The following is a 17,245-nucleotide window of genomic DNA, read 5'->3' as shown; positions in this document are numbered from 1 at the left end:
GCCCCGTCAGTCGGCGAAAGCAGCGACGGCCGCCCGGGCGCAGGCGGTGTCGTCCGCGACATCGGCCCCGCTGACCCCGACCGCGCCGACGATCGCGCCCCCGCTACCTCCCTCGGAGCGCAGGGGGATGCCGCCGCCGAAGATGACGTATCGCCCGCCGCCGTTGGCCTGCAGTCCGTACAGCGGACCGCCGGGCAGGCACAGCTGCGCGAGCTCATCGGTGGGCGTGCTCTGCGACACGGCCGTGAAGGCCTTGTCGACGGCGAGCGTGGGTCCGGCGATCTCAGCGCCGTCCATCCGGCCGAAGGCGACCAGATGCCCGCCGGCATCCACCACGGCCGCGCTCACGCGCACGTCCAGTTCGCAGGCCTTCTCGATGGCGGCGGCCACCAGGTGCTGGGCGGTGGCGAGATCCAGCGCCGGCATCAGCCCAGTTCCCCGACGGCGTCCGCCTGCCGCGCGTCGGCGGCGGCGAGCTCCTCCTCGGTCTCGCCGACGGCCATGACGGTTCCGGCGCGGCGCAGCGTCTCGGGCCGGGTCTTGCCCATCCGCCACGCGATCACCGACATCACGACGATGAACAGCAGCACGAGGTACGGGAACAGCGTCAGCGGCATCGGGGGCGCCGGGTAGAGCTGGCCGACGATCGGGATGATCAGCACCAGGATCCCGAGCACCGGGACGACCACGTGCTTGAACACGCTCCGCTCGGCTCGGCGAGCGCGGGCGAAGTGCCGCATGCAGGCGATCGCGGTGAGGATGTACACCGGGATGATCGCGAGCGTGAGGATCGAGCCGAGGTCGACGTACGCGTTGAACGGACCGGTGAGCAGGCCGACCCCGAACGTCAGCACCACCGAGACCACCGCGACGAACCAGATCGCGGTCGTCGGAGTCTTGTGCTCCGGGTGCACGTGGCTCAGCGACCGCGGCAGCAGGCCTTCGCGCCCCATGGCGAAGATGATGCGCACGACGCCGTTGTTGGTGTTCATGGTGACCGCGAAGATCGAGGAGATGCCGGCGAGCCCGACGAGGATCTGCATCCACGGCGCGTAGGTCTTGGCGAGCGTCGTGAACGGGGCGGCGTCGCCGGTCAGCTTCGCCACGTTGTCGACGCCGAATCCGTTCATCTCCGCGAACGTGCAGAACAGGTAGATCAGGCCGACGAACACCAGCGACAGCATGATGGCGCGCGGCACGTTGCGGTGCGGCTTCTTCACCTCTTCGCCGAGGGTCGTCGCCGCCTCGAACCCGACGAACGACAGGATGCCGAACGTGAGCCCCATCGCGATCCCAGGGATGCCGGTGGGCGACGACGTCGGGCTGAGAGGCGCGAAGGTGATGCCGTGGGCTCCCCCCTTGGCGAGCACGATGATGCTCAGGAGCAGGATGATCGCGACCTCGATGCTGAACAGCGTGGCCGCGGTGCGCAGCGACCCGGAGATGCCGCGCAGCGACAGGATCACCATGAGCACCGTGAACAGCGCCGAGACGACGATCCAGGAGATGTGGATGCCGTAGCCCGTGAGCAAGTCACTGGTGTAGTAGCCGATCAGCGCCAACTCCGCCGGCACCAGCAGTGCGTAGGCGACGAACATCAGGCCACCAGTCACGAACCCGCTCTTCGGTCCGATGCCGTTCGCGACGTAGGTGTAGAAGGAGCCGGCGCTGGGCAGTGCCCGCGACATCTCGGAGATGCTGCCGGCCACGATGAGCATGATCACCATCGCGACGAGGAAGGTGAACGGCATGGCAGCCCCCGCACCTCCGGCCACTACCTGCGGATTGAAGTAGACCGAGACGGCCGGGCCCATGAGCGCCGCCGACATGATGACCGCTCCGCCGAGTCCGACGGCGTTCCTCTTCAGACGTGATGTGTCGCTCACGTCCACCCCTTCCTGTGCGCGTCCTCGCGCACCGCTGGTCTGTGCGGTACGAATCTGCCAGTCCGGCACGATGCGCAGCAACGACTCTCGCCCGACACTGTGGCTGCTTGTTGCGCCGTTGTCAGACGGACTGTGTCGCGGGGGCCCGGTGGCGAAGCCAGCGCCTTCCGTCCCTCATCGCCCGAGGCCGCGCCTTGTCTAGGTGCGGATCGGACGGTCTAGGAAGTCGAGTCGGGACCCTTCTCCGACGATCAGGGAGTTCAGTTCCGCATTGAAGGGGATCCCGGCCGGGTTCGCCAGATGTTCGTCGAACGCGGCATCGTCCTGGTATTGCTCGAAGACGAGGAAATCATGGTCCGACGCGTTGCGTGTGAAGACCTCGAACACGAGGTTTCCCGGTTCCTTCCGTACGGTTTCTGCGAACTCCTCCACGAGGAGGGCCACACGCTCCCGCTGCCCGGGTCGGGCCGTGAACGTGGCGATCAGTGTTTTCGTCATGCGGTACTCCAGGTGAGATAGCGCGCCGGGTTGGTGACCAGGACACGATCGGTGGCGAGTGAACCGATCACGTCGCGCACCCGGGGCACATAGCGACGTCCGAGGTAGGCGAGCCCGGGGAGGCCGCCAGACGCCGACCAGCTGGACGCGCGCGCGACGTCGCCGCCGATGAGGACGCGGTTGCCGTGGCCGGCCGAGACGACCTTTTCGAGACAGTCGAGCAGCACGGACTCCGGCCAGTCCCTCAGCCTGGCGGCGCCGTCGTACCCGAGATACGCACCGGTGGAGGCGATCTCGGCGTGCAAGCCGGGGTCGGGGTTGCGGTCGGCGTGTGCGATGGCGACCCGGGAGGCGGCGACGCCCTCCTTCGCCAGTTCGTCCAGCAGCTCGAAGACAGCGCTCGTGCGTTCCGTGTGAACCATCACGGGCGCACCCGTCGCACGGTGTGCCATGCCGGCGGCGGTGATCGCCCGCCGCTCGGACGGGCTGATCCGCCAATAGTCGATTCCGATCTTCACCTGACCCGCCCGCATCGGCGCGCCGTCCGGGGCGACCGCGCGGGGCCCCTCCGGCTCGGAGTCGCTGGCAGCGATCCCGTCCGTGAGCTCCCGGAGGAACAACGCTCCGAGGTCGAGGTCGTCGTACGCGCCATCCACGTAGTGCGCGTCGCGATGCCGGCCGGTCGAGGCGACGATGGTCCCACCGGTCCTCGCCGCGATCCGCCCCAGCGCCTCGGGTCGTCGGCCGAGGCCGATCGGTGTGGCGTCGATGAGGCCGCGGAACCCGGACGCGAGGAACGACACGCATTCCGCCGTGGCGGCCCCCTCGTCGGCGAGGTCTTCGCCGGGCAGCAGCGGACTCGCGTGGAACAGGTGCTCGTGATAGTCGAGCGCGCCGAGCGAGTCGGGCTCGACGTCTCCGAGCACCGTGCGGACGAGCCCGTTCATCGGACGGTGGACGCGATCTCCGCGAGCTCGGCGACCGTGCTCGGCGGCATCGGGATGTCGAAGACGTCGGCGACTACCTGCGACCAGCCGTGGATGAAGTACACCCATCCGTCCACCACGGTGAGCTCGCGGCTCTGCTCCTGTGCGCGTGCCTGGTGGAGGAACTCCAGGCTGCCCCGGTAATTGAACTCCCAGACCCGCGCGCGGAGCGGGAACACGACGTCATCGGCGACCGGTGAACCGGGCCGGTCCTTGCCCAGACCCGTCGCGTTGACGATGACGGCTCCCTCGCCGGCCGCGGTCACCACAGCGGTCGCGTCGCCCAACGGGTCGCCGTCATCGAGAGGGTGGTAGACGAACCGTGAGGTGTCGATGCCGCCGCGTTCGTGGATCGCGCGGGCATGGTCGAGCGAGTGCCGGCTCCGGCCGACCAGGGTCACCTTCGAGGGCGAGTCCTGGCGGTGGGCGAGGTGCCAGCTCAGGGCGACGCCGGAGCCGCCCGCACCGAGGCAGACGAGCTCCGCGCCGGTATCGCCGAAGTAGGTCGAGGGCACGACATCGTCGAGCGCCAGCCCGACGGTGATCGGGTCCTTCGCCGCGCCGGAGAGGCGTCCGTCGCGCTTGGCGATCGATGATACCTCGCCGCAGGCGCGGGCGAAGTCGTCGACCTCGTCGAACAGGTGGCCTGCGGCTTCGAAGACGCGCATCTTGTGGGTGGTGACGAGGGCGCCGGCCTGGCCCTCGTCGTCCCGGATGCGTTCGACCACCTCGCGGTAGACGTCATCCGGCGCGCCGAGCGGGATGTCGAAGCCCCGCAGTTCGCGCGACGGGAGCCCGAGATGGTCGGCCCAGAGCGGGAACACTTTCTGGATTGACGAGTGCGCCGTGTCGACGCCGACGAAACCCATTCGGCCCTGGTCGATCATGCGGCCGCCTCCTCGACGGCGGCGCGGTAGGCGGCGGAGAACTCTCGCGCCTTCGCCGTGATCGTCTCGTGGCGCCCGGCAGCGAGGTCCGCGGACGACACGAGGTCGCTCCCGGCCCCGACCGCCACCACTCCGGCAGCGACCCACTCGGCGATGTTGGCGGCGTTCACCCCGCCGGTCGGCATGAAGGGGAGGTCGGGGAACGGCCCGCGCAGGTTACGCACCAGTGCCGGCCCGAACAGTCCCGCGGGGAAGAGCTTCACGACGTCGGCGCCGCTCTCCTCGGCGGCCATGACTTCGCTCGGGGTGATCGCCCCGATCATGGTGGTGAGTCCGGTGGCGGTCATCGCGTCGGCGACAGCAGGCCGGAAGCCTGGAGCGACCAGGAACGTCGCCCCGGCATCGGCGGCTTCGCGAGCCTGGTCGGCAGTGCGGACGGTGCCTGCTCCAAGCAGTACGGTGTCACCGAATTCGTCGGCGATGCGGCCGATGGCCGAGGCTGCGTCGGGCGTGGAGTACGTGATCTCGACCCCCGTGACACCACCAGCGACCAGGGCGCGGGCGGCTCCGACGGCCGAGTCGGCGGAGGGCCCACGCACGACGGCGATGACGCCGGTCGCGGTCAGGCGAGAGAGGGCAATTTTCACGAGGAGACCTTTCGTGCGGGAACGGGGGTGACCGGGTTCGGCGGCGCGTCGCCTCCGAGCACGGCCAGGACGTTGGCGACGGCGCCGGCGCCCATCCGGTCGATCGCTTGAACCGTCTGTGCGCCGAGGTGCGGCGTGACGACGACCCGTCCGGCGAGATCGTCCGCGAGCAGCGGCCCCCGCGAGGCGCCGACCGCTTCGGAAGCAAGGGTGTCGGCGGAGTAGGACGAAAGACGGCCGTCGCGGAGCGCGGCGGCCACAGCGTCCTCATCGATGAGATCGGCGCGGGCGGTGTTGACGAGCGCGAGCCCGTCGGCCCGCGCGAGCCACGCGGCGTCGACGATCGTCGCCCCGCCCGGTGCGTGCAGGGAGACGGCGCCGCACGCGGCGAGCTCGGCGACGGAGTCTGCTCGTCGATACCCGTCCGGGAGCGGCTGGTCGGCGGTCAGGAACGGATCGTAGGCGAGCACGCGCGCGCCGAGAGCGCCGGCACGCTCCGCGAAGAGCCGGCCGATGCGGCCGAAACCGGCGACACCGACCTCGAGTCCGTCGATCTCGCGCCCGCGCACTGCGGACCAGTCGCCGTCACGGACCGCACGGTCGCCGACCGCGACCGTGCGAAGCCCGCCGAGCAGGAGCGCGAGCGCCAGGTCGGCAACCGACGCACTGTTGGCGCCGGGCGTGTTGGTGACCACGATGCTCCGCTCCTCAGCGGCGGCCAGGTCGACGGCGTCGAAGCCGACGCCGTAACGGGCGACGATCGCGAGCTGCGGCGCCCGCGCGAGAAGGTCGGCGGTGACGGGAGACGTTCCCGCGATCCACGCGTCCGCCCGCGCCAGCAGCGGCGTGAGCGACTCCGGGTCGTGGTGCGGATCCCCGAAGACGACCTCGCACCCCGCGGCCTCGAGCGTCGACACGAAGTCGACCGAGCCGGAGCCGAACGACCGGCTGGTGACGACGACGGTTCCGCTCATCCGCGGCTCTCCGCGGCACGCGCCGCGAACCACGGCTCCAGGCGGGAGTACGCGTCCACGAAGGCCTCGTGACGCTGCACATATTCTGCGTGCCGGCCCGCGTCCGGCTGGAACTCCGCAGTCACCTCGGACAGTGACCTGGCTGCGCCGAGGTCCGGGATGACGCCGGCGCCGACCCCCGCCACCACGGCCGCGCCGAGGCTGTTGCCCTCGTCGACGATGCTGCGCCTGCGGACGGTCGCACCCCACATATCGGCCATGAGCTGCAGCCAGGCGTCGGAGTTCGCTCCGCCTCCGATGGCGTCGACACCGTCGACGGGCGCACCGGCCTCGCGGAAGGCCTCCACACAGGTCAGGAGGTTGAAGGCCACGCCTTCCAGCACCGCACGCACGAGGTGGCTGCGGTCGTGGTGGCGGGAGATACCGACGAACGCGCCGCGCGCGTCCGGGTTCCAGTACGGCGACCGCTCCCCCAGCAGATACGGCAGGAAGTAGAGCCCCTCTCCCGAGGCGGAGGCCGTGGAGGCATCCCCGACGAGGCGGTCGAACGTCGCCGAGTCGGCCGACGGTTCGAGCAGCTCGGCGATCCACTGGAGAGACCCGCCGCCCGCCTGCATGGTCGCCGTCGGCACGTAGTGCCCGGGAACGACATGCGTGAAGGTCATGGTGCGCATCAGCGGGTCGTGCAGCGGCTGCGTGGCCGACATGGACACCCACGAGGACGTGCCCAGGTAGGCGTACGCCCCGTCCGACGGCTCGACGATGCCGGTGCCGAGCGCGGCCATCGGCCCGTCTCCGCCACCGAGCACCACCGGCGTTCCCTCCGGAAGCCCCATCGCCTCGGCCGCGTCACGCCGTATTCCGCCGACGACCGTCGTCGCAGGGACGACCTCCGGCAGCAGCGCGCGGTCGATCCCGGCTGCCTGAAGGATCTCATCGGACCAATCGCCTCCGAGCTGGTCGAACGCGTTCGTGCTCGAAGCGTCGGACGGGTCGGTGACGAGCCGGCCGGTCAGCCGCTGCACGACGAAGTCCTTCGCCAGGCAGATGTGCCGCACCTGTGCGTACACGTCGGGGCGGTTCTCGGCGAGCCACATGATCTTCGACGCCGAGTACGTCGGGTTGAACTGGTGGCCGGTGATCCGGTATCCACGCTCGCGACCGATCGCGTCAGCGAGACGCTCGCACTGCGCGGAACTGCGCGTGTCCGCCCAGATGATCGCCGGATGCACCGGCCGATAGCTCTCATCGAGGAAGACGGCGCCCATCATCTGACCGCTGAAGCTGACCGCGGTGATGGCCTGTCCGGCCGCTCCGCTGTGGGCGAGGAGTGCGGCGGTCGCTTCGATGACCGCTTTCCACCAGTCCTCCGGGTCCTGCTCCGCCACGCCGCCTGCTGCGAAGTGCGTGCCGTAACGGGCAGTGACCGCGGTGACGAGCGTGCCGTCGTCCTCGTGGAGCGAGGCCTTGTTCCCGGTCGTTCCCAGGTCGTGCGCGATGATCATTGGTCGTTCCCTCCGCCAGTGGTGGCTCCGGCCAGCTTCGCAGGCTCTGCGGTGTCCGGTTCGCGGGAGAGGGGACGTCCGGTCAGGGCCGGCAGCCACTTGGGCAGCTGGTCGACCGCGACCGCGGCGAGGATGAGGACGCCGATGGCGATCTGCAGCCAGAAGGGGTCGATGCCGAGCAGGCTGCCGCCGTTGTTGAGCATCCCGACGATGAGCGCACCGATCAGAGCGCCGACCGCGGTGCCGCGTGCGCCGAACAGGCTCGCGCCGCCGATCACGCAGGCGGCGATCGCCTGAAGTTCATAGCCCTCGCCCGCGGTGGGGACACCGTTGTTGAGGCGCGAGGCGAGCAGGATTCCGCCGAAGCCGGCCAGCAGCCCTGACGCCGCATAGACGCTCACCAGAACGCCCTTCACCGGCACACCGGAGAGCCGCGCCGACTCGGCATTCGAGCCGATGGCATGCACATAGCGACCCCAGGTGGTCTTCGCCAGGACGATCGAGACGATCACCATGACGACCAGGGTGAAGATGATGAGATTGCTCACTCCGAAGACATCGCCGCCGGCGAGCTGCTCGAACGCGGCTGGCAGCGGCTGGATGGTGCGGCCGCCCGAAAGCAGCAGGGCGCCACCGCGCGCGATGCCCATCATCCCGAGGCTGGCGATGAACGGCGGGATGCGCAGGAAGGCCACGAGCAGCCCCGTGAGGAGGCCACTGAATGCACCCGCGAGAAGTGCGACGACCACACCGAACGCGACGCTCGCGCCGCTGGTGGTCTGGAAGACGAGCTGCGCGACGACGATCCCGGTGAGCCCGACGACGGATCCGACCGCCAAGTCGATGCCACCCGTGAGGATGACGAGCAGCTGACCGGCGGCGAGGATCGCGTAGATCGAGACCTGGCGGCCGAGGCTGTCGAGGTTCGTGGGTGTCAGGAAGGTGTCCGTCGTCAGCGCGAGGATGACGGCGAGCACGAAGACGATGGCGAAGCCGCTCGCGTTCGCCTTGAAGAAGCGGGTGAGGGCGTTGCCCCCGCGGTTAGCGGCCATCGTCGGCCTCCGTCCCTGAGATAGCGGTGATGGATGAGGTGAGGTCTTCGGGAGCGAACGCATGGGCGGTGTCGATGCTCGCCAGCTGCATGATCGACTCCTCCGTCGCCTCGGCAGCGGGGAGGTCGGCGACGATGGCATGGTCCTTCACGACGAGGATGCGGTCGCACAGGCCGATGAGCTCGGGCAAGTAGGACGAGACCACCAGGAAGCCCATCCCGCGGGCCGCCATCTCGGTGATCGCCGCATAGATGTCGGCTTTCGCGCCGACGTCGACGCCCTTTGTCGGTTCATCGAGCAGCAGAGCGCGCGCGCCGAGCCCCATCCACCGGGCGATGAGGACCTTCTGCTGGTTTCCTCCCGAGAGCGACGTGATCGGGTCGTCGAGCGAGTTGTACTTCACCCGGAGACCGCGGAGCGCCTTCTCGACGTACTGGTCGATCCGGCGGGTGGACAGCCAGCCGGCGCGGCCGATCCCGCGGTAGCCGGCGACGGTGATGTTTTCGCGGATCGAGAGGTCCGGGAAGATGCCCGACTCCTTGCGGTCCTCGGTGAGCATTCCGATCCCCGAGGCGGCAGCTGCTCCCGGGCGGGAGAAGTTGGCATTCTTGCCTGCGACTCGGACACGTCCACCGGAGCTCGGATCCGCACCGAAGGCGGCGCGGAGGATCTCGCTCCTGCCGCTGCCGAGCAGGCCGGCGATGCCGACGATCTCCCCGGCCCGCACCGTGAGCGAGACGGGTCGGGTGTACCCGCCGACGCCGAGCTCGTCGAGCTCGAGCACGGGCTCCCCCGGCTGAGCGCGCTCGCCTGGGTAGAGGTCCTCCAGGGATCGGCCGACCATCGCCTCGACCAGCGACTCCGGTGTGTAGTGGCCCATTGGGTTCGTCTCGACCAGTCGGCCGTCGCGCATCACGCTGACGCGGTCGCCGATCTCGAACATCTCCTCGATGCGGTGCGTGACGTACAGGATGCCGATGCCCTGGTCGCGAAGCTGCGCGATCCGGATGAGCAGGTCTCCGGCTTCGTGTTCCGAGAGCGCGGTGGTGGGCTCGTCGAAGATGACGAGGTCGGCCTCGTGGCCGAGCACTCGTGCGATTTCCACGAGCTGACGTGTCGCCGTCGGGAGGTCGGAGACCAACGCGTGCAGCGACAGGTCTTCGAGGCCGACGCGGCGCAGATGTTCGCGCGCGGTCTCCCGGTTGCGCGTGCCGTGCAGGTAACCGCCGACACTCGAGTAGGAGCCCATCAGCAGGTTGTCGAGCACGCTCAGTTCCGGGAAGAGACTGAGCTCCTGGTAGACCACGCCGATCCCACGGTCACGCATCTGGGTGGGCGAGACCTGGACGGGCACGTCCTCCCCGGCCACCACATACTCGCCCGCGGTTCGCGCGACCGCACCGGTGAGGATCTTGATCAGCGTGGACTTGCCTGCGCCGTTCTCACCGGCGACGCAGTGGACCTCGCCGGGCAGCAGGTCGATGGTGACCGAGTCGAGCGCGCGGACGGGACCGTAGTCCTTGGATACCTGGCGCAGGCTCACCAGGGGCGCCGCCCCGGAGCGGGTGAGCTCCGGGGAGGCGCCGTCGGAGGTTGCGGGAGACATCGGGATTACTTGCCCGTCTCCTTGGCCGGGTTGAGCAGCGACTTCAGCGCGGGGTCGTCCACGTTGGACTTGTCGACGACGACCGCACCCGGGTCGAGCTTGACCGGCGGCTGGTTGCCCGCGGCGGCCATGGCGGCCTCCACGACACCCTGGTAACCGAAGAAGAACGGGTTCTGGACGATGATGCCGCCGATGGAGCCGTTCTTGACCGCGTCGACCTCGGCCGGGTCGGAGTCGAAGGCGACGACCTGGACCTTGGTGCCGCTCTTGGCGGCGACGGCCCGAGCCGCGCCGGTGCCGGAGGTGTTGTTGTCCGCGAACACGCCCGCGAGGTTCGGCTGCGCGTTCATCACATCGGTCACCTGGCCGACGGCCTTGTTCAGGTCGTTGTCGTTCACCAGCGTCTGCACGATCTTCGCGTCGGGGCACTTCGCGGCGAGGCCGGCGACGAAGCCGTCCTTCCGGTCGACGAGCACCTGCTGACCCGAAGCGGCGGACTCGTAGAGGATGTCGCCGTTCGCCTTGCCCTGCGCGGTGATCAGCGCGCACATCTTCTCGCCCGCCTGCTGGCCGGCCTTGATGTTGTCGGTGCCGATGAAGCCCTCGGACTTCGTCGTGACCGCGTTGTCGACGGTGATGACCTTGATGCCGGCCTTGCGAGCCTTGTCGATCGCCGCGTTCAGGGCAGTGGACGAGTTGGCGGCGAGCACGATCGCCTTCACCTGACGGGTGATCGAGTCCTCGACCATCGAGACCTGCTGGTCGATGTCCGTCTCGGCGGTGGGGCCGGTGAGCTTGATGTCGACACCGAGGTCCTTGCCCGCTGCCTTGGAGCCGGCGAGCATCGACTGCCAGAAGTCGCTCTGGGTGGCCTTGGTGATGACGTCGATCTTGGTGCCGGCGACCGTGCTCTTCGTGTCGGCGGAGGCGGCCGACGAGCTGCTTCCGCCGAAGATGAAGCGGCCGGCGACGAGGCCGACGGCAAGGGCCACGACGGCGACGATCGCGACGATCAGGGGCCAACGCCGTGTAGTTGTCTGTGCCATGAAGGGGAGACTCCTTTGTTCTCTCGTGGGGGTGGGATGGTGCAGGTGATGCGGGGGTTACCGCCGGATCGCCGATCCGGACGTCTGGTAGGGGCGGAGCTCAGGACCCGCCGCGCCGGGGTACACCCGGCTTCCGAAGCCGTGCTCGAGCACCCACGCGTAGTCATGGCCCGCGCCGCCCGGGTAGACGGCGAGGAAGCTGTAGGGCTCGGAGCCGGTGTTCACGCTTCGGTGAGCCCACCCCGGCGGGATGTAGCCGATGCGGTCGGGGCCAATCTCGAGGAACACCACGTCTGTCCCGTCGAACATGAGCAGGCCGCCGTCGCCCTCGAGTCCGAGGTAGATCTCGCCTTCGGCGACCGGGTGCATGTGGCCCTTCGTGAAGTAGAGCTCGCCCGCCACATCGCCCGGCTGGATCGTGGTGATCGACTGCGGCAGCTCCTGCGGAGCCTCTGGAACCGGCGTCGATGCGACCGTGTAGACCACGGGGTCGCCACCGTTCACGCCCGCCTGCCAGGCCGCCTCATCGGCGAACAGGTACTCCAGATCGCTCAACCGCCGCACCAGTGTGGGGCCGAGGGGCGAGAGCGAGACCGACGAGCGGTCCAGAGTGATCGAGAAGGGCCGCAGAGGCGGCGTCGCGAACCGGGTCATGTCCATCCTTGGGCTGTTGTGACAATAGCGTCACTGTAGTCCTGTAATGACAACTACTGCAACTTGTCACAGCAACCCCGTGTGTCCGTCAGACGACCGCGGCCCTCTCGGCGGCCCGGGCGTCAGTGACGACCACGAGCGGCGCAGCCCCGGCTCCGCGATTCGGCCCACGGGTGAGGTCCACTTCGAAGCGGCTCCGATCGCCCCGATGGAAGGCGACGAAGCTCTCTACCGGCCTTCCCGCATCGTCTCGACTGACGCTCCGGAGGACCAGGACAGGCGACCCCGTCGGCACGTCGAGGAGCTCCCCCACGGCCTTGGTGGCCAACGCGGCCTCGATCGAACGGTGACCACGTGCGAGCCGGACGCCGAACTCACCCTCCAGAACCGCGTACAGCGACTCACGCGTGAAGTCCTTCTCGAGCAGACCCGGCGCCAACTCGAAGGGAACATGCGTGATCGTGAGCGCCCACGGCTGACCGTCCACGATCCGGAGGCGCTCCAGCACGACGACAGGCTGGTAGGGGCCGATTTCGAGCTCCGCCGCGAGTCGGGGGTCAGCGGGGACCACTTCGAGTCTCCGGACTTCGCTCACCAGTTCGCCGCCACGCGATGCGACGTCCTCGTAGAGCCCCGTGAGCGACTGCGCGAGGCCCTCGCCGACCTTCGGGGTGGCATAGAACGTGCCCTTGCCTTTGATCCGCTCGATCACCCCGTCGTACTCGAGGTCCGTCAGGGCCTGGCGGACCACCGTACGCGAGACACCGTACTTCTCGCAGAGCTCGAAGTCGCCGGGGAGCCTGTCACCGGGAGCGAAGCCCTGCTGCTGAAAGTACGCGAGCAACGCCTCCTTCAGCTGGTAGTACAGCGGCAGCGGTGAGCTTCGATCCAACCCGGTCATGCACCCATGCTAGTTGTCATCGTGACATGACAGGTTGCACGGCTGCGAGCGCTTCCGTAGTATCCAACCCGGGCACCACACCAACATGGTCCCTCCTGTCCAGCCAGAAGCCCGAACCGCGCTCAATACAGGCACACAGACGCGACACGACCCGGATGGGTCGAAGGCTGGAGTCAACCGATGAGCGGGCCGGTCAACGATGAGTGACGCCCGAGAGGGCGAACCCTCGTTCTCGGAACCGGAGATATTCGGTAGCCGCCGCATCGCATGCACACGCGACATCGATGAGGCCCGTCAGGTACTCTCCGACGTCTTCCTACCGTTGGACTTCCCCTCCGTCAGGCAGACGAGCACCATCGACATGACCTTGAACGCACTGACGGTGGGGACGACCACGTGCGCCTTCGTGCGATTCCAGGACGCCGTGCGGATCGATACCGCGGAAACGGCGAACTTCATCGTGAATATCCCCACGGCTGGCAGCGCGCAAATGCGGGCGGCTTTTCAGGCTCCGGTATTCGGCACGCCACGGACAGCCGCTGTCTTCACGCCGGGCAGACCCCTCGAGCTCCACTTCGGTGAGCAGTTCTCCCAGATCGCGCTCATGATCCCGAAGGGCCAGTTGCAGCTCGAACTAGAGAACCTGCTCGGCGACCGCTGCCGTCGCCCGCTGGAATTCGAAGCCGAACTGAACATCGCCAGCCCCGGAGGAAAGTCGATCCTCCACACTGCCCACGTCATCGACAGCGCCGCGTCGCAGGCGGCCGGCCCACTCGCCCACCCGCTCGCCGTGCAACAGCTGGAGCGGAGCCTCATCCAGGCTCTGCTGTTCGCACAGCCGCACAACTACACGGCCACGCTGGGCGCCCCCACCCCCACTGCGGGCAGGCGGCCCGTCGCGGAGGCGGTGGATCTGTTGCGCAGCAACCCCGCTCATCCGTGGACTGTTGCTGAGCTCGCCGCGGAGGTATCGGTGAGCGTGCGCAGCCTGCAGGAAGAGTTCCGCCGGGCGCTGGACACGACACCGACGGAATATCTGCGTCAGCTCAGGCTTGACGAGGTGCACCGCGAACTCTTGGCGGCGGAGCCTGGAACAGTGAGCGTGACGGAAGTCGCCACACGATGGGGCTTCGTGCACCTCAGCAGATTCGCTGCAGTTTACGCGCGCGCTTTCGGGGAGCATCCGTCGGCGACCCTGCGTCGCTAGGTCGAGTGTTCCCGCCACGGCCCGTAGTGTCCCGCTGTGAGCCGGTCGCGCCTCAGCTCAGGACATTCTGCCGCCCGTTCCCGCTCTGTACGGAGCCGCGGGCGAGCGCTCCAATGCGCATGCGGATCAGCGGCACCCTGATTTGGGCTGCCTCTGATCGGCCACAGATCGCGCCTGCTCGATACCGTGGACACGAATGTCTACGGGGGTCGGGGAGGAGGCTCTCAAAGCGTAGGACTTTGGTCGTGGTCACGTAAGCCGCGGTCGGGACGCTCGTGCTGGCTGGCGCTGGCGTGTGGGGCGGTGTCGCGTAAGACCGTAGTGAAGTCGCTTGTCGCCGACCGCACGTCCGCATCGAAGCTGGACGGTTCGGTCCGCCCACGCTCATCGACGCGATGACTGGGCTGGTGTCCGAGCCGTCACGGAAGACCCATCGCCCGGCTCACGCAGATCGGCTCATTGGAAACACGTCACCTCGAGGCGAGTGCCGCGAGCGTCCGCCCGATCACGGGCGTGAACTTGAAGCCGTGTCCCGAGAAGCCGGCTCCCACGACCACGGGCCCCGTGCGGTCGAGCACGAAGCGGGCGTCGACGGTCGAGGTGTAGGTGCACGTGATCTCGGTGAACGCCGCGGTATCGACCCCCGGGAGCCACTCCTGTGCGTACCGGACGAGCGCCGCGGTCAGCGAGGGGTCGGGAACGTAGCTGCGGCGGTCGGGATCGATTTCGGGTCCGGCCGCGTGCCAGCCGGCCTTGACCCCCTCTCCCGGCGTCAGCATGCCGTACACCGGGGCGGGGAACCAGGCCGTCGCGGGATCGTCACCAGCGGGATGGTGGTTGAACCCGGGCCAGGATGCCGAAGGATCGCGGGGGCGGAAGTGCGCTGGCTGCTCCTGCGTCACTCGCAGCGCGGGGAGGGTGACACCGCGAACCCCCGTGAGCGCCTTCACGGTCCACGCGCCGGCCGTGCAGACGAGTCGTCGCGCGTGGACCCGATGACTCCCATCCGCATCCGTCACGGTGAACCGCACGTCGTCGTCACCGTGTATCTCGATATCGGCGACCGCCGTACGCCAGACCAGTTCCGCGCCGGATGCCGCGGCTCCGCTCAGGAACGCTCGGACGGAGGCATCGGCATCCAGGCGGCCGGCGCCGGGGTTGTGGAGCACCGGCCCGTCGAATCGGAGGCCCGGCCAGCGTGCCCCGGCGGCGGAGGCGTCGAGCAGTTCCGCCTCGAAACCGCCCTCGGAAATAGCGATGCGCGCGGCCTCGAGATCCCGGCCCCGCCCGTGCGTGACGATACCGGTCGGCTCCAAGAGCGCGACCTGCGACTCCCCCTCCAGCTCGCGCCACAGCGTCCGGGCGTCACGGAGCCAGGCGAGATACTCGGGCTCGGTGTACGCGACGTTGAAGTTGCGGGAGGCGCCATGCGAGGCGCCCCGAACGTGGCCCGGCTCGAACTGCTCGAACACCGCGACGTCGCGACCACCCCGCGCGAGGTGCCACGCGGTGGCCGCCCCCATCGCTCCGGCGCCGACGACGGCGACGTCGACGGTGCGCACACTCATCCGGCGACCGTGACGAGCGTCTTCGCGAAGCAGCGCGACGCGCTGAAACGCACGTACGGTGGGAAGATCGGGATCGCCCGGTAGCCGATGCGCTCGTAGAGCGCGATCGCCTCGGGTTGGCGGTCGCCGGTCTGCAGGATGAGCCGTGTCGCGCCGCGCACGGCTGCGAGCCGCTCCAACTCGGCCATGAGCGCGCGACTCGCTCCGCGCCCCCGCGCGCGAGGATCGACGTAGACGCGCTTGACCTCGAGCTCATCGCCGAGGGCGCGCAGGGCCGCGTGCCCGACCGCCTCGCCCGCGTCGTCGAGCACAAGGACGACCTCGACGATCGTCGACGGGTCCACGGCGAAGTCGTCCGCGAGAGCCGCAGCGGTTTCGTCATCGAATGCGGCGAAGGTCTCGGCGTAACGGGGGCCGATCTCGGCATCCATCGCAGCGCGCAGTTCGACCGCCCGCTCGTCGGCCCAGTCGACGTTCTCGATCCTCCACATGCTGCGCGCCTCCGTCATGCTGCCAGTATCGTCACCGAGACAGTGACGCCCTTCATGACGTGACAGCGCGTTACGCGCGAGCGGCCCGCATACGTCGTCCACGGCTACCGTGATCGCGTGACCCGACCGCTGCGCTCCCTGGGCTTCCTCACGATCGGCCTCTTCGACCGCGACGACCCGCGCGCCGGCCATGATTCGACTCTGGCGATCATCGAACGCGCCGAGAGGCTCGGTTTCGACAGCGCCTGGCTGCGCGACCGACACCTGCAGTACGGGATCTCCTCGCCCGTGGCGGTGCTGGCCGCCGCCTCCCAGCGCACCCACCGCATCCGGCTCGGCACGGCCGTCATCCCGCTCGGCTTCGAGAACCCATTCCGCCTCGCCGAAGACCTCGCGACGGTCGACGTGCTCACGGGAGGGCGTCTCGAGCCGGGTTTCTCGGTCGGACCTCCCGGACGGTTCGACGAGATCGCTCCGGCGCTCTACCCCGACACCGCCGAACACGAGCAGTTCGGCTACGAGCGGCTCGTGCGCCTGCGTCGCTATCTCGCGGGTGACCGCGTGAGCCCGTTCTCGGGCATGGAAGGGATCGAAGAGTACTCGGAGCGGATCGAACCACACTCGCCCGGCCTCGTCGATCGGCTCTGGTACGGCGCGGCAAGCCTGACCTCGACGACCTGGGCGGCGGAGAACGGATTCCACCTGCTGACGAGCAGCGTGGTGCAGTCGGTGAAGTCGACGGACTTCGACACCGAGCAGTACGAGCAGATCCGGCTGTATCGGGAGCGGCATCCCGACGGCGAACGGGCCCGGGTGTCACAGGGTCTCGTGGTGATCCCGACGGATTCGGCGACCGCGGAGCAGCGCGAACGCTACCTGGCGTATGCGGAGTCACGGCGAGGACGCGTCGGCGTCCCTCACGGGCCGCGCGGGTTCCTGTTCGCCGAAGACCTGGTCGGCACGTCGGAGCAGATCGCGGATCGGCTGTCGTCGACCCGCTCCTTTCCCGAGGTCGACGAGGTCGCCTTCGCTCTGCCGTTCGACTTCGCCCCGGACGACTACGGCCAGATCCTCGAGGACGTGGCGGGCGGTCTCGCCCCGATCCTGGGGTGGACTCCGCCGGCCTCGTCCATCAGGGCGTGACGCCCAGCGATCGGTAGCGCCAGCGGTTACACCGACCCGAGACCCACGTCGGGCTCACGCGCGGAAAGATGAACAACGTCGCGGTGCGCTTGTGGCCCCGCCGAAAACTCCGCGCGGAGTAGTGCCCCGTAGAGTGGTGTAACGATCCCGGCCAGTAAACGTCAGCGTGGCCACCGGGATCTTCCTTCGAGGAA

At 68.8% G+C, this 17,245-nt stretch carries 17 protein-coding genes; 2 read left to right on the top strand and 15 right to left on the bottom strand.

Annotated elements, in window-relative coordinates; all coding sequences use genetic code 11:
- Nucleotides 1–6 precede the first annotated feature (6 nt).
- The 13 genes from AC1ROW_RS13770 to AC1ROW_RS13710 all read right to left on the bottom strand — a co-directional run bounded on the left by AC1ROW_RS13770 (nt 7) and on the right by AC1ROW_RS13710 (nt 12,642).
- Entirely contained in the window at nt 7–426 is a 420-nt protein-coding gene (locus AC1ROW_RS13770) for a GlcG/HbpS family heme-binding protein (protein ID WP_493019480.1), read from the bottom strand.
- Entirely contained in the window at nt 426–1,886 is a 1,461-nt protein-coding gene (locus AC1ROW_RS13765) for an APC family permease (protein ID WP_493019479.1), read from the bottom strand. Before AC1ROW_RS13765 ends, AC1ROW_RS13770 begins: the two co-directional genes overlap by 1 nt.
- Before the next feature lie 198 nt (nt 1,887–2,084).
- Nucleotides 2,085–2,384: a putative quinol monooxygenase gene (locus AC1ROW_RS13760; protein ID WP_493019478.1), complete on the bottom strand. Its 300-nt coding sequence runs from the start codon at nt 2,382–2,384 to the stop codon at nt 2,085–2,087.
- The gene (locus AC1ROW_RS13755; protein WP_493019477.1) at nt 2,381–3,331 is read right to left on the bottom strand and encodes a phosphotriesterase family protein; all 951 of its coding nucleotides are present in this window, start codon (nt 3,329–3,331) and stop codon (nt 2,381–2,383) included. Before AC1ROW_RS13755 ends, AC1ROW_RS13760 begins: the two co-directional genes overlap by 4 nt.
- The gene (locus AC1ROW_RS13750; RefSeq protein ID WP_493019476.1) at nt 3,328–4,257 is read right to left on the bottom strand and encodes a shikimate dehydrogenase family protein; all 930 of its coding nucleotides are present in this window, start codon (nt 4,255–4,257) and stop codon (nt 3,328–3,330) included. The genes AC1ROW_RS13755 and AC1ROW_RS13750 overlap by 4 nt, the downstream gene beginning before the upstream one ends.
- On the bottom strand, nt 4,254–4,904 hold the full coding sequence (locus AC1ROW_RS13745) for a bifunctional 4-hydroxy-2-oxoglutarate aldolase/2-dehydro-3-deoxy-phosphogluconate aldolase (RefSeq protein WP_493019475.1): 651 nt from the start codon (nt 4,902–4,904) through the stop codon (nt 4,254–4,256). Before AC1ROW_RS13745 ends, AC1ROW_RS13750 begins: the two co-directional genes overlap by 4 nt.
- On the bottom strand, nt 4,901–5,878 hold the full coding sequence (locus AC1ROW_RS13740; protein WP_493019474.1) for an NAD(P)-dependent oxidoreductase: 978 nt from the start codon (nt 5,876–5,878) through the stop codon (nt 4,901–4,903). The genes AC1ROW_RS13745 and AC1ROW_RS13740 overlap by 4 nt, the downstream gene beginning before the upstream one ends.
- Nucleotides 5,875–7,383 (bottom strand): xylulokinase, encoded by a 1,509-nt coding sequence (gene xylB / locus AC1ROW_RS13735; protein ID WP_493019473.1) that lies wholly within the window; start codon nt 7,381–7,383, stop codon nt 5,875–5,877. Before xylB ends, AC1ROW_RS13740 begins: the two co-directional genes overlap by 4 nt.
- A complete protein-coding gene (locus AC1ROW_RS13730) occupies nt 7,380–8,435 on the bottom strand; it encodes an ABC transporter permease (RefSeq protein WP_493019472.1) in 1,056 nt (351 codons plus the stop codon). Before AC1ROW_RS13730 ends, xylB begins: the two co-directional genes overlap by 4 nt.
- The gene (locus AC1ROW_RS13725) at nt 8,425–10,041 is read right to left on the bottom strand and encodes a sugar ABC transporter ATP-binding protein (protein ID WP_493019471.1); all 1,617 of its coding nucleotides are present in this window, start codon (nt 10,039–10,041) and stop codon (nt 8,425–8,427) included. The genes AC1ROW_RS13730 and AC1ROW_RS13725 overlap by 11 nt, the downstream gene beginning before the upstream one ends.
- A 5-nt stretch (nt 10,042–10,046) precedes the next feature.
- Nucleotides 10,047–11,087 (bottom strand): ABC transporter substrate-binding protein, encoded by a 1,041-nt coding sequence (locus AC1ROW_RS13720; RefSeq protein WP_493019470.1) that lies wholly within the window; start codon nt 11,085–11,087, stop codon nt 10,047–10,049.
- A 57-nt stretch (nt 11,088–11,144) separates the two neighbouring features.
- Nucleotides 11,145–11,741: a glucose-6-phosphate isomerase family protein gene (locus tag AC1ROW_RS13715; protein ID WP_493019469.1), complete on the bottom strand. Its 597-nt coding sequence runs from the start codon at nt 11,739–11,741 to the stop codon at nt 11,145–11,147.
- 88 nt (nt 11,742–11,829) lie between these two features.
- Nucleotides 11,830–12,642 (bottom strand): GntR family transcriptional regulator, encoded by an 813-nt coding sequence (locus AC1ROW_RS13710; RefSeq protein ID WP_493019468.1) that lies wholly within the window; start codon nt 12,640–12,642, stop codon nt 11,830–11,832.
- 199 nt (nt 12,643–12,841) lie between these two features.
- Here AC1ROW_RS13710 and AC1ROW_RS13705 point away from each other — a divergent pair, with 199 nt between their 5' ends.
- Nucleotides 12,842–13,849, top strand: coding sequence for an AraC family transcriptional regulator (locus tag AC1ROW_RS13705; protein WP_493019467.1), 1,008 nt, complete (start codon nt 12,842–12,844; stop codon nt 13,847–13,849).
- A 470-nt stretch (nt 13,850–14,319) separates the two neighbouring features.
- On the opposite strand, the gene AC1ROW_RS13700 is transcribed toward AC1ROW_RS13705, so the two are convergent.
- Nucleotides 14,320–15,417 carry an FAD-dependent oxidoreductase gene (locus AC1ROW_RS13700; RefSeq protein WP_493019466.1) on the bottom strand — a complete coding sequence of 366 codons (1,098 nt, stop codon included), beginning with the start codon at nt 15,415–15,417 and terminating at the stop codon, nt 14,320–14,322.
- A complete protein-coding gene (locus AC1ROW_RS13695; RefSeq protein ID WP_493019465.1) occupies nt 15,414–15,926 on the bottom strand; it encodes a GNAT family N-acetyltransferase in 513 nt (170 codons plus the stop codon). The genes AC1ROW_RS13700 and AC1ROW_RS13695 overlap by 4 nt, the downstream gene beginning before the upstream one ends.
- A gap of 99 nt (nt 15,927–16,025) precedes the next feature.
- On the opposite strand from AC1ROW_RS13695, the gene AC1ROW_RS13690 reads away from it, so the two are divergent.
- The gene (locus AC1ROW_RS13690; protein ID WP_493019464.1) at nt 16,026–17,051 is read left to right on the top strand and encodes an LLM class flavin-dependent oxidoreductase; all 1,026 of its coding nucleotides are present in this window, start codon (nt 16,026–16,028) and stop codon (nt 17,049–17,051) included.
- The last annotated feature ends 194 nt before the right edge of the window (nt 17,052–17,245 follow it).

It is taken from the genome of Leifsonia sp. GW821-FHT13C09 (assembly GCF_058806435.1).
This window is presented reverse-complemented; position numbering and strand designations above follow the sequence as displayed.